Origin of the sequence: Acidovorax sp. LjRoot74 (genome assembly GCF_964254355.1) — a bacterium.
In the GTDB taxonomy this organism is placed as follows: Bacteria; Pseudomonadota; Gammaproteobacteria; order Burkholderiales; family Burkholderiaceae_C; genus Acidovorax.
In genome coordinates, this window is sequence record NZ_CAXUTI020000001.1 from 3767476 (window position 1) to 3786818 (window position 19343).

The 19343-nt window shown below is 69.3% G+C and carries 16 protein-coding genes; all 16 read right to left on the reverse strand.

Going from position 1 to position 19343, the window contains the following annotated elements:
- Positions 1–3: 3 nt before the first annotated feature.
- Positions 4–396 (reverse strand): DUF3037 domain-containing protein, encoded by a 393-nt coding sequence (locus tag ACSQ3O_RS17905; protein ID WP_436139914.1) that lies wholly within the window; start codon positions 394–396, stop codon positions 4–6.
- Positions 383–1177: a HipA family kinase gene (locus ACSQ3O_RS17910; RefSeq protein ID WP_436139915.1), complete on the reverse strand. Its 795-nt coding sequence runs from the start codon at positions 1175–1177 to the stop codon at positions 383–385. Before ACSQ3O_RS17910 ends, ACSQ3O_RS17905 begins: the two co-directional genes overlap by 14 nt.
- Entirely contained in the window at positions 1174–2274 is a 1101-nt protein-coding gene (locus ACSQ3O_RS17915) for an aminotransferase class I/II-fold pyridoxal phosphate-dependent enzyme (RefSeq protein WP_436139916.1), read from the reverse strand. The genes ACSQ3O_RS17910 and ACSQ3O_RS17915 overlap by 4 nt, the downstream gene beginning before the upstream one ends.
- On the reverse strand, positions 2271–3275 hold the full coding sequence (gene cbiB / locus ACSQ3O_RS17920) for an adenosylcobinamide-phosphate synthase CbiB (protein ID WP_436139917.1): 1005 nt from the start codon (positions 3273–3275) through the stop codon (positions 2271–2273). Before cbiB ends, ACSQ3O_RS17915 begins: the two co-directional genes overlap by 4 nt.
- The gene (locus tag ACSQ3O_RS17925; protein WP_436139918.1) at positions 3263–4819 is read right to left on the reverse strand and encodes a PepSY domain-containing protein; all 1557 of its coding nucleotides are present in this window, start codon (positions 4817–4819) and stop codon (positions 3263–3265) included. Before ACSQ3O_RS17925 ends, cbiB begins: the two co-directional genes overlap by 13 nt.
- Positions 4820–4850: 31 nt before the next feature.
- Positions 4851–6968, reverse strand: a complete 2118-nt coding sequence (locus tag ACSQ3O_RS17930) for a TonB-dependent receptor (RefSeq protein ID WP_436139919.1) — start codon at positions 6966–6968, stop codon at positions 4851–4853.
- 72 nt (positions 6969–7040) lie between these two features.
- Positions 7041–7610: a cob(I)yrinic acid a,c-diamide adenosyltransferase gene (gene cobO / locus ACSQ3O_RS17935; RefSeq protein WP_137748497.1), complete on the reverse strand. Its 570-nt coding sequence runs from the start codon at positions 7608–7610 to the stop codon at positions 7041–7043.
- Between the two features lie 30 nt (positions 7611–7640).
- Positions 7641–11828, reverse strand: coding sequence for a cobaltochelatase subunit CobN (cobN, locus tag ACSQ3O_RS17940; RefSeq protein WP_436139920.1), 4188 nt, complete (start codon positions 11826–11828; stop codon positions 7641–7643).
- Positions 11825–12187, reverse strand: a complete 363-nt coding sequence (locus ACSQ3O_RS17945; protein WP_137748499.1) for a DUF2149 domain-containing protein — start codon at positions 12185–12187, stop codon at positions 11825–11827. Before ACSQ3O_RS17945 ends, cobN begins: the two co-directional genes overlap by 4 nt.
- Positions 12184–12651 (reverse strand): hypothetical protein, encoded by a 468-nt coding sequence (locus tag ACSQ3O_RS17950; RefSeq protein WP_054256728.1) that lies wholly within the window; start codon positions 12649–12651, stop codon positions 12184–12186. The genes ACSQ3O_RS17945 and ACSQ3O_RS17950 overlap by 4 nt, the downstream gene beginning before the upstream one ends.
- A 41-nt stretch (positions 12652–12692) precedes the next feature.
- Entirely contained in the window at positions 12693–13487 is a 795-nt protein-coding gene (locus tag ACSQ3O_RS17955; RefSeq protein ID WP_436139921.1) for an ABC transporter ATP-binding protein, read from the reverse strand.
- A complete protein-coding gene (locus ACSQ3O_RS17960; RefSeq protein ID WP_436139922.1) occupies positions 13484–14518 on the reverse strand; it encodes a FecCD family ABC transporter permease in 1035 nt (344 codons plus the stop codon). Before ACSQ3O_RS17960 ends, ACSQ3O_RS17955 begins: the two co-directional genes overlap by 4 nt.
- Positions 14515–15417, reverse strand: a complete 903-nt coding sequence (locus ACSQ3O_RS17965) for an ABC transporter substrate-binding protein (protein ID WP_436139923.1) — start codon at positions 15415–15417, stop codon at positions 14515–14517. The genes ACSQ3O_RS17960 and ACSQ3O_RS17965 overlap by 4 nt, the downstream gene beginning before the upstream one ends.
- A complete protein-coding gene (locus ACSQ3O_RS17970) occupies positions 15417–16022 on the reverse strand; it encodes a bifunctional adenosylcobinamide kinase/adenosylcobinamide-phosphate guanylyltransferase (protein WP_436139924.1) in 606 nt (201 codons plus the stop codon). Before ACSQ3O_RS17970 ends, ACSQ3O_RS17965 begins: the two co-directional genes overlap by 1 nt.
- Complete coding sequence (locus ACSQ3O_RS17975; protein ID WP_436139925.1) at positions 16019–17401, reverse strand: cobyrinate a,c-diamide synthase; 1383 nt, start codon at positions 17399–17401, stop codon at positions 16019–16021. Before ACSQ3O_RS17975 ends, ACSQ3O_RS17970 begins: the two co-directional genes overlap by 4 nt.
- Entirely contained in the window at positions 17398–19281 is a 1884-nt protein-coding gene (locus tag ACSQ3O_RS17980; RefSeq protein WP_436139926.1) for a TonB-dependent receptor domain-containing protein, read from the reverse strand. Before ACSQ3O_RS17980 ends, ACSQ3O_RS17975 begins: the two co-directional genes overlap by 4 nt.
- Positions 19282–19343: the final 62 nt, after the last annotated feature.

Sequence of the window (19343 nt, forward strand, 5' to 3'; positions counted from 1 at the left end):
AAGTCACGGCAATGGGCGGACCATGCGGTCCATGATGTGTTCAAGCGCTGCCGCCGCATCGGTGCAGCGGCCGGTGTGCACGGGCGAGGTCTGGATGATGGCGCTGCGTTTGGCGGTGAGCCAGTGAAAGCGCTGGCGGTACGGCAGGCGGGCAATCGGGCCACAGCCTTCATCGCCCGCGCAGATGGCCACGATGGCGGCCAAGTGGCGGCGCACGGTGTCGATGTCGGCGTGCGGGTCCATGGCCAGCAGACGGGCCTCGTCCAGCGCAATCGACGCCTGCAAAAATCCGGTGCGCTGGCACGACAAGATCACGCCTGCGTTGACAAATTCCTCGCGCTCCACGCGCGGCACCACGCGCACGATGGCGTAGTCATACACCTCAGGCGCACGCATCGGCGGCCTCCTTCAGCGCATTCACCCAGGTGGCGCGCCCGGCGAGGCGAGCGCAGAAATAGTCCACATAGGCCTGGCGGTGGGGGGTTGTGGCGGTCAGCAGGCCCTCTTCGTGGTCTGCACCAGTCAGCACCAGAAACTCGTCGGGCACCTCCGCCAGGATGCCTGCCACCACCTCGGGCGTGAGGCGTGCGGCGAGTTCGGCATCCACTTGATCGAGCCGCGTGGCCCGGGCCAGCAGCACATGGTCGGCAATCGGCGCGAAGGGCTTGGCAGGCTGCGCCACCGTGCCGTTCCACGCATGGTGAAAGGTCAGCGCCGCGCCATGGTCGATGAGCCAGGGCTGGCGGTGCCACATGAGTAGATTGGTGTTGCGCGCGGTACGGTCCACATTGCCCACCAGTGCGTCGAACCACACCAGGCGCGAGGCAAAGTCATCCGACACCACATCCACCGCCGGATCGAAGTTGAGCGCGCCCGACAGGTAATCTAGCCCCACGTTCAGGCCGCCGCTCGCGCGCACCAGGTCCTGGATCTCAGGATCGGGCTCGGTCTGCGCCAGGGTGGGGTCGAGCTGGGCCAGCACGATCTCGGGCACGGGCAGGCCCAGCGCACGGGCGATGCCGCCCGCGATCATCTCGGCCAGCAGTGCGCGCACGCCCTGCCCTGCGCCACGGAACTTGAGCACGTAGGTGCCCAGGTCGTCGCCTTCGACGATGGCGGGCATGGAGCCACCTTCGCGCAGCGGCGTGACGTAGCGATTGACGGTGATGGTTCTCACAAGGCATCCCCTGAACCGGTTGGTAAATCCTGGTCCGCGATGGTACGGCCGCTGGCAACGGCCTTCCAGGCAAGCCGCAGCGCATCTTGCGCCGCCGGTGCCAGCACCCCCAGGCGCACGGTGCCCGGCAGCCCGAACGAGGTGGCATCGCGCAGCTTGATGCCTGCGGCGCGCAAGGCCACCAGGTCGTTCTGCAGCGCGGCGCTGGCCGGTTGCGCACAGAAGTAGTTGGCAAGGCTGCCCGCATGCACCGCCCACCCCAGGTCCAGGCACAGCGCCTGCTGGCGCGATTTCCATTCGCGCAGCGTGGACAGGCTGTACACCAGCCACTGCTGCACTGCGGGCTGCACCCATGCCTGCAGCAAGGCCACGCCATGGGCCCCCACCGGCCAGGAAGGCGCCAGCGCCACCAATGTGCGCACCTGCTCCTCGCTGCCTGCAGGTGCAATGGCATAGGCTGCACGCACGCCTGTCAGCCCCAGGGCCTTGTTGGGGGTCCACAGTTGCCAGCAGGCCGACGGCAACTGCACAGGCGGCACACCGGTCCACGCGCCTTCGGGGTCGAGCCGCAGGGGGGCATACGCGCAGTCCAGCACACGCAGCACATCGGGCAGGCCGCCAGCGCGCGCCACACCGTCAAGCTGCCAGACCCGCACGGCCGGATCGGCCAGGCCCAGCGGGCTGGAGGGCTCGCACGCCCATTGCAGGCCTGCCGCAACACCGGCACCACGCACAACATCCAGCCCGCGCACCTGGGCGGCCTGGGCATAGTCGCCATAGCTGTGCAAGGGCAGCGCCGCCTGCACCGCGCCCTGCAGCGCGGCCAGGGTGGTGATGCGGTGCATGAACTCGCTGGCGCTGGCCGCCAGCACGACGCGGCCTGGCGCCACACCATGGAATGCGCCCAGGCTCTCGCGCAGGGCGGTGTAGGCCGGGTCGGGGTAGCGTGTGGCGTCGGCCCCTTGCACGACCTCGCGCGCTTCAGAGCAGGGGCCGCAGGCATTGCTGTTGGTCGAGAAGTCCCACAGCGGCACGCCCGCAGTGTCCGGGCCACCGTGCACCGACGCCCATGCGGGCTGGAGGTCATGAAGCGTCATGTGGACATCCATGCAGAAAAAGCGACGGCCACCAGCATCTGGATGGCCACCACCACAGGAACCAGTGCCAGCACCACCCGGGTGCCGATGTGTGCTGCGCGCCGCGTATCCAGCGGCCCTGCCCTGCGCCCCTTGCGGTGCAGCGTGTACACGCCGGGTTTGGCCAGGCGCACATCCAGCACCAGCGCCATGGCTGCCATGGGCCAGCCGCTGTTGGGCGACGGCGTCTTGCGCGCCTGCCGCGCCAGGGTGCGCAGCGGCAGACCCTTGGCCCCCAGCACCAGCAGCAGGGCCGTGATGCGTGCGGGCAGCCACGACAGCACATCGTCCGCCCGCGCAGCCCACTTGCCTGCCCATTGCCAGTAGCGCCCGCCCCGCATGCCGGGGTAGCCCCACATGGCATCGGCCGTGTTGGCCAGGCGGTACAACGCCGCCCCCGGCAAGCCCAGCAGGGCAAACCAGAACAGCGGAGCCACCACCGAGTCGTTGAGGTTCTCGGCCAGCGACTCGATCGCAGACTCGCGCACCTGCACCGCGCTCAGGGCGCTCACGTCGCGGCTCACCAGCCGCGCCAACTGTGCGCGGCCTGCAGGCAGCGACTGCCCCAGCGCCACCTCTACCGCCAGCACCTCGTCGTGCAACATGCGCCAGGCCAACAAGGGCTTGAGCAACAGCGCCAGCACCACCAGCGCCAGCAGGTGGGGAAACCACAGCGCCACCTGCTGAAGCAGCCCGAATACTATAAAAACAATAGCTGCAAGCGCACACCAGACAAGCGCAGAGCACCAAAAAACCTTGAAACCCCGGGCCACCGGGCTGGCTGGTGCCAACCGGTCACCCCACCACTGCAGCGCCCGGCCCATCCACACCACCGGGTGCCAGGCCACGGGCGGTTCACCCAGCCACCAGTCCACAGCCAGCGCCAACAAGGGGCACCACAAAAGCAGGTAGAACAGCGCCCCGCCCATGCCGGGGAACAACCAGGCCATCAGGCTGTCCATGCGGCCTCCGTCACTTGCCCTGAGGTCGCTTGCCGTGCCACCTGCCGCCGACGCGGCACCAGCACACGCCAGGCCACCACACACGAGGTAATGCACAGCGCCACGCCCAGCAGCGACAAGCCCACGACCAGCGCTGTGCGCAACGCCGGCCGTGCCAGCAGCGGCGCAAAGTCCAGGCTGTGCAGCCCGTTGTACAGCACACGCTGCCAGGGCGTGGTGGCGTCGGCACGCATCACGATGCGGGCCGATGCGGGGTCAGCGTACACCGTCACCCCATCGCCCGCCCAGCGGGCGCGCCATACGGGCAACGGGCGGAAGAAGGCTGTGGATGCGTCATGGTGGCGCGCATAGTACAGGTCGTCGTACTCGTAGAGTTGCTCGATGGCCGGGGGCGGCAGGCCGGGGCGCAGGCCCCGCAGCGCAGCGACCACCGTGGCATCGGGCACGGCACTGGCCACCGTGGCATCCGGTCCGTCGGCCCGCACCAGGCGCTGCACTGCACCCTGCCCTGCCTCGCCTTGGCCCCGCACCCGGTACCAGGCCTGGCTAGCAATGCGCAGGCTGTCCAGTTCCAGCGGCACCAGACCCTGGGCCGCCGCCAGCGCCACGGCCTCGGCCGGGCCGCGTGTGGTGTGCGGCGCCTCGCCCGCCCAGTGCACGCGCGCCTGCGGGTCGGCCGCACGGCCGGTGAATACGCCGAAGGGGTTCATCGACATCAGGCCCGAAAACATCCAGGTGAGCGTGAACACCGCCGCCACCAGGCCCAGGATATGGTGCCAGCGCATCCAGAATTTGCGGTACGGAATCCAGCGGTGGCGATTGAGGAACAGCTGCCAGATGCCCAGCGCCACGCCCGTGGCAGCCAGCAGCACACCAGGGATGGACAACCACACCACCACGTGGTGCCAGGCCTTGGGAAACTGCCGCAGCACCGTGGGATAGATCCAGTGCGGCACGGCGCCCAGCCAGTTCCAGAAGCGCTCGGCGCGGCGCGTGTCGCGCACCACCTCGGCGGCGCCGGGCGACACATACAGCTCCAGCCCATCCTTGCCATCCATCTGCACTTTGACCAGGGGCCGGTGCACATCCAGCCCCTGGGGCACGGTCCATTGGTCACGCTCAACCCATTCCGTGCCGGTGGCACGGCGTCCACTGAAGGCCTCGGCCACGGCGGCTGCCTGTGCGTCGCCCAGCGGCGACACCAAAGCGCCAGTGCGGGCGTCCACCGTGTGCCAGCGTATTGCTGCGGCGCCCTCGCCAGCGGCTGCCAACATGCGCCACACAGGCGCATCGCCCAGTATGCCCAGCCGTGCCTCGCTGCTGCCTGTCGGGCGCAAACCCGCACGCTGCGCGGCATCGGGCGCGGCCAGACAGCAATCGGCAGGCAACTGAAGCGGCGGCAAAGCCGCCAGCCGCTCGGCCTGGCTCAGGCTGGGGAAAGGCACAAAATACAGCACCACCCCACTTGCAAACCACATGAGGAAGAACAGCGCCAGCACCACACCCAGCCACTTGTGCACGAAGATGACGAGCTGCTTCACCATGTGTGGTTGTTTCTCTCGACGTGCGCCGGGGTCAGAACGTGGCGCGGGCCGTGAGCTGCACGGTGCGCGGTGCACCCAGCAGCCAGCGCGTGTTGGCCGTGCCGGCCACCGCGTAGTCGCGGTCGGCCAGGTTCTTCACCGACAGGCCCAGTTTCAGGTGGCGCGAGTAGTCGTAGGCCAGCGAGGCGTCCAGCACCACATACGAAGGCAGCTTGGTGGTGTTGGCCGTGTTGCCCTGGCGCTCACCCACATAGCGCGCGCCGAAGCCCGCCTGCCACTGGGGCAGGAAGCGGTAGGCAGTCCACACGCTGGCAGTGCGCTCGGGCACGCCAGTGGGCGTCATGCCGTCGCGCGAGACGAGGGCGCCCGACACCAGCTCCTTGAAGTCGTCATACCGAGCTCGCAACAGGGCGGCGTTGGCATCGATGGTCCAGCCATGCACGGGCTCGGCAGCAAAGGCCAGCTCGATGCCGGTGGACGACTGCTGCCCCACCTGCTGCGTGATGTTGGGGTTGCTGGCATCGCGCGAGAGCAGATTGCGCTTCTTGATCTGGTACAGCGCCACGGTCCACTCGCCACGCACCGCAGACACAGCGCCCTTGGCGCCAACTTCGATCTGGCGGCCCCGGGTCAGGTCGAGGGTGTTGCCCCCACCGGGCAGCGACAGCGCGCCGCTGAGCGGATCGGTGCCGGTGCCAATCTGGCCGTAGAGCGACAGCGCCTCGCTGGGCGACCACACGGCGCCCAGGCGGCCGGTAACGGGTGAATATTTCTTGACCAGGTTCGCGCCGGTGCGCAGGTCGGTGTTGTCCAGCTCCATGTGGTCGCTGCGCAGGCCCGCCACCAGCTTCCACTCGCGCGCAAGGTCGAGGGCGTTTTCTGCAAACAGCGCCGTGGTCTGCAACTTGGATCTCCGCCCCGGCAGCGTGGGCACCGGGCTGATGAAGTTGCCGGGCGCAAAGTTGAAAGGATCCACCGTGCTGGCACCGCCGTAGGGCGCGTTGTTGGTGTGCACAAGCTGGGTGCGGTACCAGTCCAGGCCCACGATGAAGCGGTTCTTCATGCCGCCCAGGTGGCCGTCGAAGGTGGCGTCGAAGCGGTTACCCGTCTGCTCCTGGTCGTGCAGGATCTCCAGGTAGTCGCTGCGGTTCACGGCCGTGCCTGCGGCGTTGAAGGCATATGCCTCGGCATTGCGCCAGTGGCGGTCGGTCGTCAGGTGGAAGGTTTCGTTGCGCAGGTGCACACCGGGAGCAGCCTGCCAATCGACCTTGGCGCGCAGGGTGCGGTCGTCGTACTTGACCACCGAATCGGACACGTTGAAGTTGGTGCGGCGCAGGCGCTGGTCGAGCACGCCATTGCGCAGCGGAGTACCGAAGTAGCGCGCGTCGTCGTTCACCCCGCCATCGGCCGACAAGGTGATGTTCAAGTCGCGGCTGGCGCGCAGGGTCAGAGCCAGCGCGTAGTTGTGGCGCTGGGTGTCCATCAGCGCGCGGTAGCCGTCGCTCTTTTCCGCATCCAGGTACACCGAGTAGGCCAGCATGTCGTTGATGGGGCCGCGCAGGCCCACACCGCCCTGCACCGAGCCGAACGAGCCCACGCTGAAAAAGGCCTCGCGCTGCGGGGTTCCAAAGCTGGGGCGCTTGCTCACGTAGTTCACGGCCGCGCCGATGGCGCCGTCGCCATAGAGCACCGAGGCCGGGCCGCGCAGCACTTCGACCGACTCCATGGGCCAGGCCGAGAACGGGTAGGTGATGGTGCCCGAGGCGACGATCAGGCGCGTGCCGTCCACCATCTGCGCCACCGAGTTGTGGCCCGCAAAGCCGCGTGCCACCAGGCTGGTGCCGCCGTTGCCGGGGGCCGGCGCCTCGGTGATGCCGGGCATGCGCACGGCCACGTCCTGCGCGCGACTCAGGCTGCGCTCGGCGATATCGCCCGCGCCCAGGCTGCTCACGCTGGCCGGGGTTTCACGCGCCGTGAGGCCCAGGCGCGAGCCGGTGGCGCTGGGCGCGTCGAGCGACAGCGTGCTGCCGGGGGCGGATTGTGTGTCGGTGACCTGGACGGTCGGCATTTCGGCGGTGGCCTGGGCCATGGCCGTCTGCGAAGCGCAGGCGAGCACGGCCAGCGACAGAGGGGTGAGGTGTTTGCGCATGAAAAGAGCGAAGAAAAGAAAAAGCAGAAACAGAACAACGGCCCACCAGGGGCCGCCTAGGCAGCGCGCAAGTCAGTCTTCGATGCCACGCTGGGCAGGAATGCCCGCCTTGAAAGCGTGTTTGATGAGCTGCATTTCCGTCACCGTGTCCGCCAGCTCGATGATCTCGGGCGGGCAGCGGCGACCGGTGAGGCACACATGCACGTCACGGGGCCGCTCGCGCAGGGTCTGCAGCACGCCATCGAGCGGCAGCCAGCCGTAGATCAGCGGGTAGGTGATCTCGTCCAGCACCACCAGAAAGTGCTCGCCCGACAGGATGGCGGCACGTGCCTTTTCCCAGCCGTCGCGCGCCAGTTGGGCCGAGTGCTCCAGGTCCTTGCTCTTCCAGCTGAAGCCGTCGCCCAGGCCCTCGATGGGCAGGCCGATCTGCTCGAACATGCGGTGCTCGCCAAATCGCGCGGTGGGCACTTTCATGAACTGGAAAATCTTCACGGCCTTGCCCCGGCCATGCGCGCGCAGCGCCAGGCCAAAAGCCGCCGTGCTCTTGCCCTTGCCGTCGCCGGTGTTGACGATGACGATGCCCCGGCGTTCGCCTTCGGGCTTTTCGTAGCGTTTTTCGGTGGGAGGGGTTTCGATCTGCATGGTGTGGTGAACTTCCAAAAAAGGTTCAGGTCATGCCCGGGCCAGGCCAGGCGCAGCGGACGGCAAAAACGGACGGCGCGCCTGCCAGGCAGCACCCGCGAACACCACCAGGGCCATGACCAGCAGGGCCACGATGCCAGCCATGCGCTCCACCGGGCTGGGCTCTTGGGCGGTGGCGGGCGCTTCGCGCTCAGGCTGGCGCTCCAGCAATACGCCCATGGCGGGCACGGGGGGCGCAGCGGGCAGGGCCTGCGCCTGGAGCGGCGGCGCAGGCAGGTCCGCTGCAGGCGGTGCAACCTGTGGTGCAGGGGCTGCGGGCGACTGGGGCGTGGCCACCGCCATACCGACCGGCGCTGGCGCAGCACCTTGCGCCGCCTGCTCCACCCAGCGGCGCACGCTGGGCAGCTCGGCCGCCAGCGGTGCAGCGCGGGTCAGCTCCTGGTACATCTGCGCAAGTTGCTTTTGCGTGTCGGCATCGGCCTGCCAGTAGCCCTGGCGCTGCGCCTGCACCAGGCGCTCCAGCGACTGGGCGTAGGCCTGCGGGTGTTCCTTGAGCCATTCGGGCAGGCCCAGCTGGTGCTTGTCGCGCACCAGCACGTCATAGAAGCTTTGCCAATGGCCGCTGCGCACGGTGTCCGGCGCGACGGCCTGCCAGCCCCAGGCGAACTGCACGGCCTTGAGCACCTGCAGCGTGCCCGAATAGCCCTCGGCCTTCTGGGCCTGCAGCCAACCGGGGTGCAGGTAGCGCGACTGCATCTCCAGCGCAATGGCGCGCTGCGCGGTCTCGGTGGTGGGCTCGCTCACGTCCTGCAACTGGGCCACATGCAGCTCCAGCCCCTGCGGGCGGCCTGCCACGCGGGCTGCAGCCGACAACCCGCCGAGGTACTGGAACGGGTCGTCCGAACTGACCATCGCGTAGAGGTGCGAGCTGCGCGAGAGAATCGCCGCATCGGTGCGACGCAGGTGGGCACCCAGCGCCTTGGCGGCCGTGCCTCCCGCCACGCCCGTCACCGGCTCGCCGTCCAGATAGGGCTGGCTCATGCGCTCCAAAAACATCTGGCCCAGGCGTGCATCGTTGGTCTGCAGGCCGTCACTCTGCACCGCGTCCGACAGGCCGGTGCCGTAGTCGCCCACCGCATTGCCAAAGGCCCGCACCCGCGCCAGTTGCTCGGCCTGCGCGCGGGGCACGCCCTGCTTGCGCAACTCCTGGCCAATCTGCGCGGTGTTGCGTGCGATCACGTTGCCGGGCTCGGCCGTGGCGGCCTGGGCTACGGCGCGGTCGAGTAATGCCATGAGGGCGGGGAACTGGTCGCGGTACGAGCCGGTGATGCTCATGAGCACATCGACGCGCGGGCGCTTCAGCTCGTCGGCGGGAATGGTCTCGACCCGCGCCGGGCGGCCCGCGTCGTCCCACACCGGGCGCATACCCAGGGCCACCAGCGCCTGCGCTTCCATGATGCCCTGGTGGCGCAGCGTCTCGCCCGCCCACAGCGACAGCGCCATGCGCGCTGGCGCCTGGCCGCCGTGGCGTGCCTGGTAGTCTTTCAACCAGTCGTTGAACAGCGTCTGCGCCACGGCGTAGGCCTGGCGCGTGGGCAGTCGGCTCGGGTCCAGCCCCGTGAGGTTGCGGCCCGTGGGCAGGCTGTCGGGGTTGCGGATGGGGTCGCCCCCGTAGGCGGCACTCAGGTAGCGGCCTTCCAGCGCGGCCAGCAGGCCGGGCAATTCGCCCTCCGTGGCGAGCAGGCGCTCCAGCTCCTGGGCTCTCTGCGCGAGTTGCAGCAACGCGGGCGTGTCGATGGGCTGGCGCGCGGCGCGGTTGGGCACATGGTCTTCGGCGCGCACCACGTCGGATGCCCCCGCCGTGCCCGGCGTTGCTGCCTGCGCGGGCAGCGCAGGGCGCAGGTCCAACACGCTCGCGGCCTGTGCATCCTTCAAGGCCACCTCCAGCCAGCGCGCGGGGCGTGCGGCCAACACCGCATCGTGCTTGATCAAAAAGGCTTCGTCGATGTCCTCGCCCAGCGCCTCAATCAACGGCTTGCGCAGCGCCTGCAGGATGGTCTCGCGCCGCTGCTCAGGCGCGGGCACACGGCCGAACACGGCCAGGCCCTTGGGCTGCGAGCTTTGCGCGAGCTGGTCCAGGTAGGGGTGCAGGATTTCAAGAAAGCCGCTGAAGTCGGCCGCGATGCGCTCGGCCGTCCAGCCCAGGTCGCGGTGCAGCTGGTGCTCCACAAACTGCGCGACCAATTGCTTTTCGAGCGCACGGCGCGTGGGGCCTTCGTCCACCGTTTCCCACTCGTGCATCACCTCGTGCATGTGGGCCATGCGGGCCTCGAAGCCTGCGGGGGCGAACACGGGCGTGCGGTGGCTCACCAGCACGGCGCGGCCCCGGCGCTTGGCCGTGAGGGCCTCGCCCAGGTTGTCCACGATGTAGGGGTAGACCACGGGCAAGTCGCCCAGAGGCAGCAGCGCATCGTCGTACACATCCAGCGCACGCGCCTTGCCGCCTGCCCATTCCTGGGTGCCGTGGGTGCCGAAGTGGATGAGTGCATCGGCCTCCCATTGCGCCCACAGGTACACGGCCAGGTAGTGGTGCGACAGCGGCGCCTTGGACTTGTGCATGAACGGGTTCTGGCCCAGGCGCAGGGTTTCCTCGCGCGGGGGTTGGGGCAGCACCGAGAGGTGGCCCACCTGCAGGCGCGGGATGGCGAACACCTTTTCACCCTGCCAATCGACCACGTAGCGGCTTTTTTCGGGGGTGCCCCAGTGCGCGTTCATGCGATCACGCACGGCCTTCGGCAGCGTGGCCAAGTGCTGCTCGTAGCGCGCCAGCGGCAGCGCAGCGGCCTGGCCCGACTCCAGCAACTTGCGCACATCGGCGCCGGGGTAGTAGGCGGCGAGCAGCGGCTTGAGGCCGTCGATCCAGCCCTGCTCGGGCACCTGGCGCGTGCGGTAACCCGCCTGGGCGAGCCCACCGGACACCTGCTCCAGGCTGCGCGGCACGTTGAGGAACGAGGCACCGAAGTTGGTGCCACCCGGCGGATAGTTGTAGACCATGGCCACCAGGCGCTTGTCGGCGGCAGGCTTGGTTTGCAGCGCAATCAGCCGCCGCGCCTTGGCGGCCACGGCCTGGGCTTGGCGCTCGATGAGGCGAAAGTCCTTGCCCTCGGCGCCGTGGGCGGCGACCAGGACCGGATCGATGGCACCCGCCGCCTCGGGCTGCGCCAGGTAGAACGGCACATCGGACAGCGACAGGCCGGTGTCACTGGCTTCCCAGGCGGCCACATCGCCCGCACGGAAAGGCTGCGTGCCCAGCAGTGGCACCCCCCAGCGCGCCAGCAGCGGCTGCAGCGCAGCGGCCTGGGGCACCAGCTGGTGCAACACCAGGGCCGAGGCATGCAGGCGGCCGGGGCCGGAGCCCCCTTCGGCAGGCAACTCCAGCACCTCGGCCAGCGTCTGTGCCGTGACCTGCTGGCCAAAGGCGGCATAGGCGAACAGGCCCTGCTCGCGGAAGGTGCGCAGCCAGGCATCGAGCCATTCAGTGCTGCCATCCACAAAATGGTGGCGGTGCACCAGCACGGCCACGGCGGGCAGGCTGCGCAGCGCGGGCTGGCCTTGGCGCCAGGCCTCCAGCGCTGCGGCGTGGGGCAGCAGGCGGGGCGCTTCGGGGTGGTAGATGCCCCGGGGGGGCAGGATGTCGGGCGCGGACAAGGCGGGCGTGGCGGCACCCCTCACCGTGGCGTGCGCCAGGGCGATGGCGTTTTTGAGATTGCGCGGGCCGCCCGCCTGCAGGTAAGCCACCATGCGGGCGGGAGCGTCCAGCGCAGAGAGATCAACAGCAGGCGTGCCCGCAGGCACCCAGACCACGCGGCCGGGGGAACGCGCGGCACGGGCATCCAGTTGCTGCCCCACCATGCGGCGCAGGCGCGCCTCCACACTGGCGTGGGGCGCGTCCACCCAAACCATCGCAGCGCCCGCCAGCGCGCGCTCCAGCTTCTGGGCCTGTGCAGCGTCGAGCACCGCTGGGCCCGCCAGGGGGTAGTCGATGTGCGCAAAGCCCAGGCCCGCCTCGGCGGCCAGGCGCTGCACCATGGCCGTGCGCGGGGCGGTGGTGATGTCGGACGTGAGCCAGAGCAGCACCGGCGCAGACTGCGCGGCCTGCACCAGCGGCGCAGCCAGCAACAGGCACCACAGTGCCGCACGCAGAATGAAGGCCTTCATGGCTTGGCGGAGTCGGCCGCGCCCGCTTCTGCAGGCGCCGCTCCGGTTTCAGGGATGTAGACGATGTTTCCGTCTTCCAGCTTGTAGGCCACGCCCGCGCGCACGCCCTGCCCCTGTGCCGCGCTGCCCGCGCCCTTGAAGCGCACTTCCTTGCCCTGCTCGCGTACCACCACCTCCATGTCGGGCTGGCCCGGATTGCGGATGATGGTGACGCTCTCGTTGGCACTGGTCTGGCTCTGCACGGCCACGGCCGTGAGCAGCGCCACCACCAGCACAAGGAACACATCCACCAGGTTCACGGCAGACAGCATCGGGTCGTCATCGTCCTCGGCCAGGACGCTCAGGTGCTTCAAGGTCATTGCGCCACCCCGCGCTCCTTGCGCACCACCAGCAGCTCGGCCAGCAGCCAGCGGCGGCGCACCGAGTACACCACCAGCCCCACCGACGCTGCGGCCAGCGCCAGCACCACGCCCGCAAACGCGCCGCTGAACACGGCCAGCGCCTGCTGGCCATTGCCCGCCGCCACGCTCTGCAGCGCAGGGCCCAGAGGGATCATGGTGGCGATCAGCCCCAGCATGGGCGACAGGCGGCTGAGCAGGCGCACGGGCTCTACCTGGCGCACCAGCTGCAGCTCCAGCTCTTCCATCGACAGGCCCGGCGCCACGCGCAGCGAGCGGTACTGCGGCTGGCGCCAGCGCTGCCAGGCTTCCATCAGCGTGGCGCCCCCCGTCCACAGTGCGTAAACGAATGCCAGACCCACCAGCACCAGCACCGGCCAGAGCAGCGACTGCGCGACCTGCGCAAAACCCGATTCAATGTTCATGCTTTCACTCCCTCAATGTATGTGTTGGTTCATTGGTTGGTTCATGGGCTGTTACGGCGCTGCAGCGAGGGCAGCGCCATCCACAAGCCATCGAGGTGCCGCACCTGGATGCGGTGGTCAAACACCTCTTCCAGCGCCGCGTGCGTGGCGGGTGCATCACACGCGCCCTGGTGCAGCACGCGGCCATTCGCCATCACCACCATGTCGTCGGCCTGCAGCGCCAGCGACACCTCGTGCAGCACGCTGACCACCGTGCCCCCCGCATCGACCAGTGCGCGCATGGTGTGCAGCCAGTCGGTCTGGTGCGGGGGGTCGAGGTTGGCCAGCGGTTCGTCCATCAGCAGCACCTGCGCCTGCACGGCCAGCGCGCGGGCCAGCAGCACGCGCTGGCGCTCGCCGCCCGACAGTTGCGACAGCGGGCGATGGCGCCAGTCCCAGGCCTGGGTGGTGCGCAGCGCCTGCTCCACCGCCGCGTGGTCGGCCGCGCCGGGCGGGGCCAGCCAGGCCTGGTGCGGCAGGCGGCCCAGCATGGCCACGTCGTAGCTGGTGAGGTCGTCGGCCGAGCCTTCGTTCTGGCCCAGCCAGGCGAGCTGGCGGGCGCGTTCGCGCGCCGGGATCTGCGCCAGCGGGCGGCCCAGCAGCAACACCTCGCCCTGTATCGCCGTGCGCGGCAACAGCCCGGCCAGCACCTTGAGCAAGGTGGACTTGCCCGCACCATTGGGGCCGACGATGCTGGTCCAGCGCCCGGCGGGCAGTTGCAGGTCGATACCCTGCAATATCAAACGATTTCCGATGCTTGCGCCTATCTGGCGTGCGTTAATAGCTACTGAATTCATAGCACACCGCCTTGCGCTGTGCGCCGGTGCATGAGCCACAGCAGGTAGGTGCCGCCCAGCGCCGCCGTGAGCACGCCCACGGGCAACTCCTGCGGCGCCAGCACCCAGCGCGCCAGGATGTCGGCCGCCATCAGCAGCACGGCCCCCATCAGGCTGGAAAGCACGATGTGCCGCTCGTGCGTCACGCGCACGATGGAGCGCACCAGGTGCGGCGCGGCCAGCCCCACAAAGGCGATGAGCCCCGTCTGCGCCACGGCCGTGCCCGTGGCCAGCGCCATGGCGGCCACCAGCCCCACGCGCATGGGCATGAGCGGCAGGCCCAGACTGGCGGCCGTGGCCTCGCCCAGCGTGAGGCCGTCGAGCGCACGCGCCAGCATCCAGGCCACCACCGAACACAGCGCCCACACCGCCGCCATCAGCACGCAGGCCATCCAGCCCACGAAGGCCGTGCTGCCCAGCGTGAAGGCCTGCATGGCCTGCAGGATGTCGGGCGAGGCCAGTTCCACCAGGTCGCGCACGGCGCCCAGCACCACGCCCACAATCACGCCCGCCAGCAGCAGGCGCAGCGTGTGCTGCACCCCGCGCGCCAGGATCAGTGTGAGCACCACCGCCCCCGCCGCGCCCAGAAACGCCATGCCCGTGATGCCGATGCGCGCCATCCACTGCGCCGCCACCGGCGACACGCCGAACATCGCCATCGCCACGGCCCCGCCCAGCGCGGCGCCCGAGGCGCTGCCCAGCAGGTACGGATCGGCCAGCGGGTTGCGGAACAGGCCCTGCGCCACCGCGCCCGACAGGCCCAGCAGAGCGCCCGCCAGCCACGCACCCAGCGTGCGCGGCAGGCGGATGTCCCACACGATCTGCCAGGCCACGGGGTCGCCGTGCATGCGCAACACGCTGTCAAAACCGGTGCTGCCCACGCTGGCGCCACACAGGGCCAGCAACACGCTGGCGAGCAGCAGCCAGGCGGTGCACCAGGCCGCGCGGCGTCTGGCGGAGCCGGTCGGCAGATCCGTGGCGACGTGGGTCATGGCGCCTTGTCTACCAGGCATTTCGCCATGATGCGGGCCGCCTCGGCCATGCGCGGGCCGGGGCGCACCACCACGTCGGAGTCGCCGGGGCCAAACACGCACAGCCGGTTCTCGCGGATGGCACGCATGGTGGCCCAGCCGGGGTACGGCACCATGGCCTGCATGCTGCGGTTGCCGATCATGATGATGTCGGGGTTGGCACGCACCACAAACTCGGGGTTCAGGCGCGGAAACGGGCCCAGCGATGCCGGCACCACATTGCGCACACCCAGCCGGGTGAGGGATTCGCCGATGAACGACGCTTCGCCCGCTCCATAAGGTCCCCGGCTCACCTCGAAGTACACGCGTGCATTCCGGGCCTTGGGCGGCAGGGACTGCGCGGCCGCCTCCACCCCCGCGTCGATCACACGCCAGAGGCGGTCAGCGCCATGCGCACGGGGCACGCCCAGCAGGTCGCTCACGGTGCCCAGCACGCGGCGCACGTCGGCATGGGTCTTGGGCTCCAGCTGCACCACCGTGAGGCCCAGCGCCTCCAGCCGGTCGCTGGCGCGCGAGCTGACAGACATCAGCACCACATCGGGCTTGAGCGCCACGATGGCCTCGATGCTCGGATCCAGGCCGCCGCCCACCTTGGGCAGTTTGGCGATCACGGCTTCGGGCCAGTTGGAGTAGCGGTCCACCCCCACCAGGCGGTGGCAATGCTCCAGCTCGCACACGCTTTCGGTCAGCGAGGGCAGCAGGCTCACGATGCGCTGCGGAGGCCGGGGCAGCGAGACCTCGCGGCCCTTGTCGTCCTTGATGTGTACCGGCTGTGCACGCGCCAGGCCCGCCATGAGCAGGCCCAGCAGCAACAGGATCGCAATCACCCAGAGGATGCGGCGCACGGGGGTCGGTTTCATCAGCAAGGTTCTTTCAAAGTGAGGGGCAGGCCTGCCGCCATCAGCGTGACGCGGGGGCACACCTCCGCCACCTGCTGGTTGAGGATGCCCAGCGCATCCACAAAGGCGCGCACCTCGCGCCCCATCGGGATGACCCCCAGGCCAATTTCGTTGCCCACCAGAACAACGGGGCCGGGGGATTTCCGAACCGCTACCAAAAACATAGCTGCTTGCGCTTGCCAGTCGCGCGCAATGGCCTGTTTTTGCTCAAAATTCATGGCCTCCACACCCAGTGGCATGGTCCATTGGGTGAGCCACAGCGTGAGGCAATCCACCACCAGCAGGGTCTGCGGCGTACTGAGCTGCGTGAGGGCCCCCGCCACGTCGCGCGGCTCTTCCACCGTCTGCAGGCCGGGCACGCGCTCGGCGCGGTCGCGCTGGTGGCGGGCGATGCGCTCGCGCATTTCATCGTCCCAGGCCTGGCCGGTGGCGATCAGCACGGCGCGGTGGTCGGCAGACTGCGCCAGCCAGTCGCGCGCCAGCAGTTCGGCGCGGCGGGATTTGCCGCTCTTCTGGCCGCCCAGGATCAACTCGGTAGTGATGGGCAAAGGCAGGGCGGAAGTCATGCGTGGCCCTCACCGCCCAGCAGGTACGCCACCGCCTCGGGGCTGGACGGGAACCAGGCGTGGAAGTAGCTGGCGTGGATGCTGCCTTGCTGGTAAAGCGCTTCGCCCGCGTCGGGCGCCACGGCCTCGTGGGGGCGCGCCGTGCGGGCCACCACGGGGGCGCTGCTGTCGCTGGTCGAATAGTGGAAGGTGTGGCCGCGCAGCGTGTGCCCAGCCACCGTCAGGTGCTGCGGGCCGAGGGCCGCCAGACGCTTTTGCATGGTCACGCGGCCGGGCAGCAGGCCCCACAGCGGGGCCACGCTGCCGTCCGTGAGGGTGATGGATTCAAACAGCGCCATCATGCCGCCGCACTCGGCCCACAGTGGCTTGCCCGCGTCCGCATGGGCGCGCAGGCTGGCCTGCATGCCAGTGTTGGCCGCGATCTGCGCAGTGTGCAGCTCGGGGTAACCGCCGGGCAGCCACACCGCGTCGCAATCATGCAATGCGGCATCGTGCAGCGGCGAGAAGAACACCACGCGCGCGCCCATCTGTTCCAGGCACTGCACGTTGGCGGCATAAATGAAGCAGAACGCTGCATCACGCCCTACGGCTACTGTGCGGCCTGCGAGCAGCGCAGGCACGGCAACCGGGGATGCTGGTGCCGGGAAGTCCACGGCCCAGCCCTGCAGGTCCTCCGGCGTCATCTGGCCCAGCGGCGTGGCGGCCAGCGCGTCGGCCGCTGCGTCCAGCCGCTGGAGGCTGTCGTCCAGCTCGTGCGCGGCCACGAGGCCCAGGTGGCGCTCGGGCAGCAGTGCCTCACTGGCCTTGGCGGCTGCTGGTGCGTTGCCGGGCTGCACCCGCATCAGCGCGCCCATCCAGTCATCGGCATCGTGCAGGCCGTCCCGCAGCATGTCGGCATGGCGCGCGCTGCCCACGCGGTTGGCCAGCACACCAGCCCAGGGCAGGCCCGGCCGGTAGTGGCGCAGGCCATAGGCCAGTGCGCCAAAGGTGCCCGCCATCGCCGAGGCATCGACCACCGCCAGCACCGGCACGCCAAAATGCCGGGCCAGGTCGGCCGCGCTGGGGCTGCCGTCAAACAGGCCCATCACACCTTCGATGAGGATCAGGTCCGACTCGCACGCAGCATCGTGCAGGCGCTGCGCGCAGTCGGCCTCGCCGTTCATCCACAGGTCGAGCTGGTGCACGGGCGCACCGCTGGCCAGCTGGTGCCAGTGGGGGTCCAGAAAATCCGGCCCGCACTTGAACACCCGCACACGCCGCCCCTGGCGTGTGTGCAGGCGCGCCAGGGCGGCGGTGACGGTGGTCTTGCCCTGCCCGGAGGCCGGGGCCGCAATCAGCAGCGCCGGGCAGCGGGCGGAAGCGGTCGTCACCAGGGTCACTGTGGTGCCCACTTCACACCGACGTAGACCGTGCGGCCTGCGGTGGCGTAGGTGCGCGCCAGCTGGTAATCCTTGTCAGCCAGGTTGTCGATGCGTGCGAGCAGCGTGTAGTCGCGCGCAATGCGGGTGCTGGCGTACAGGTTGACCAGGGTGTAACCGCCCAGCACGTTGGTGTTGGCCACGGTGTCAAAGCGGCGGCCCGAAGCCTGCACCTCGGCGCCCACGGTCCATCCCGCCAGGCGGGTGTCGGCGCCGAAGGTGGCGTGCTGCTTGGCGCGGCGTGCCAGCTGCTTGCCGGTGTCCAGGTCACGCGGGCGCTGCAGGTCGATGGAGCCATGCAGCTGCACGTCACCCAGACGGTGCGAACCGGCAAAGGTCACTCCCTTGTACTCGGCCCGGGCGGTGTTGGCGTAGCAGCCAAAGCTGGAGGCACAGGTGCCCGCGCCACCAAAGGAGATCAGGTTGCTCACCCGGTTGCGAAACAGCGTGGCCGAGAACGTGCTGTTGTCTTGGGCATAGCGCAGCGCCACTTCGGCATTGCGGCTGCTTTCGGGGCGCAGCGTGGCCACGCCGTACTCGCTGAAGCGGTGGTAGAGCGTGGGCGCCCGGAAGGCCGTGCCCACCGAGGCCGTAGCGCGCCACTGCGGGGTGATGGCGTAGCCATAGGCCGCGCTGCCGGTGCTCTTGCCGCCAAACTCGCTGTCGGAATCGTGGCGCAGGTTGAGCTGCACGGTGTGGCCTGCGGCGTTGTAACCATAGCCCAGGGCCAGTGCGTCTTGCGAACGCTTGGCGTCGATAGGCTTGTTTTCCAGGCGGTCTTCGCGGCGCTCCAGCGCAGCCGTGACCAGGTGTGCGCCCTGGCGCCATTCGTTCTGGAAGTAGTAGCCCCGCAGGCGGGTGTCGCTCAGGTAGGGCGAGGGGCGGGTTTCATATTCATCGCGCGAATCGGTGATGGAAAAGCGCGTCTTGTAAGCGCTGCTCCACTGCGCGCTCCAGTTCAGGCCCAGCGCATGCATGGTGTGCAGGTTGCGGTCGTCCTTGCCCAGGCCGTTGTCATACCCGGCGTTGGCGTCGTTGACCATCAGCGTGCCCTCCAGCCGGTGCACGGCATCCAGCTGCAGGCCCACACGGGCGTGGCCCGACGTGTTGCGGTAGCCGTCGCGGTCAGGGTTCTGGGTGGCAACGGTGCGGGCGTTGAAGCCCTTGCTGTTTTCGCGGGACAGGCCGAGCGCGTAGTCCAAGGTGCCGCTGGCGCCGCTGATGCCAGCCTCCAGCTTGGAGGTGCCATGGTTGCCCACACCCACGCCCACATAAGGCGCCGTGCCGTTCTCACCGCGCTTGGTGAAAATCTGCACCACGCCCCCCATGGCGTCCGAGCCATACACGGCGCCCGCCGGGCCACGCAGCACTTCGATGCGGTCGATGAGGGAGAGCGGGATGCTCTCCCAGGGCGCGCCGCCCGTGGATTGCGAATCGATGCGCACGCCATCGATGTACACCGCCGTGAAGCGCGACTCTGCGCCACGCAGAAACACGCCGGTGGTCGTGCCGGGGCCGCCGTTGCGCGAAAACTCCACACCCGGCAGGCGGGCGAGCAGGTCGGCCAGGCCGGTGGCGCCGCTGGTTTCGATGGTCTCGCGGTCCACGATGGAGACATCGGCAATCAGGTCGGTGAGCGGCTGCGGCGTGCGCGTGGCAGCCACCACGGTTTCGCCGAGCTGGGGCGCGCGCAGGTTCTGGGCCAGCAACTCGCCTGCGCCGGGCACGGTCTGGGCCAGGGCACTGCAGGCACTGCCAACCGCCAGGGCCACCAGCGCAAGACGTTGGGCGGGCACGCGCAGCGACGCCACAGGGCGCGCACGAAGGGTACGGATTTTCATGGGGATCAAGGTCAACAAACAACCCGGGGCCGGCCTCCCGCCAGCATGTGGGTGATACAGCC

Coding starts and splice junctions, on each gene's coding strand:
- ACSQ3O_RS17915 (WP_436139916.1), bottom strand. CDS start 2,274: ATGACGCTTCATGACCTCCAGCCCGCATGGGCGTCGGTGCACGGTGGC.
- ACSQ3O_RS17930 (WP_436139919.1), bottom strand. CDS start 6,968: ATGCGCAAACACCTCACCCCTCTGTCGCTGGCCGTGCTCGCCTGCGCT.
- ACSQ3O_RS17905 (WP_436139914.1), bottom strand. CDS start 396: ATGCGTGCGCCTGAGGTGTATGACTACGCCATCGTGCGCGTGGTGCCG.
- ACSQ3O_RS17945 (WP_137748499.1), bottom strand. CDS start 12,187: ATGACCTTGAAGCACCTGAGCGTCCTGGCCGAGGACGATGACGACCCG.
- ACSQ3O_RS17955 (WP_436139921.1), bottom strand. CDS start 13,487: ATGAATTCAGTAGCTATTAACGCACGCCAGATAGGCGCAAGCATCGGA.
- cobN (WP_436139920.1), bottom strand. CDS start 11,828: ATGAAGGCCTTCATTCTGCGTGCGGCACTGTGGTGCCTGTTGCTGGCT.
- ACSQ3O_RS17950 (WP_054256728.1), bottom strand. CDS start 12,651: ATGAACATTGAATCGGGTTTTGCGCAGGTCGCGCAGTCGCTGCTCTGG.
- ACSQ3O_RS17925 (WP_436139918.1), bottom strand. CDS start 4,819: ATGGTGAAGCAGCTCGTCATCTTCGTGCACAAGTGGCTGGGTGTGGTG.
- cobO (WP_137748497.1), bottom strand. CDS start 7,610: ATGCAGATCGAAACCCCTCCCACCGAAAAACGCTACGAAAAGCCCGAA.
- cbiB (WP_436139917.1), bottom strand. CDS start 3,275: ATGGACAGCCTGATGGCCTGGTTGTTCCCCGGCATGGGCGGGGCGCTG.
- ACSQ3O_RS17970 (WP_436139924.1), bottom strand. CDS start 16,022: ATGACTTCCGCCCTGCCTTTGCCCATCACTACCGAGTTGATCCTGGGC.
- ACSQ3O_RS17965 (WP_436139923.1), bottom strand. CDS start 15,417: ATGAAACCGACCCCCGTGCGCCGCATCCTCTGGGTGATTGCGATCCTG.
- ACSQ3O_RS17980 (WP_436139926.1), bottom strand. CDS start 19,281: ATGAAAATCCGTACCCTTCGTGCGCGCCCTGTGGCGTCGCTGCGCGTG.
- ACSQ3O_RS17960 (WP_436139922.1), bottom strand. CDS start 14,518: ATGACCCACGTCGCCACGGATCTGCCGACCGGCTCCGCCAGACGCCGC.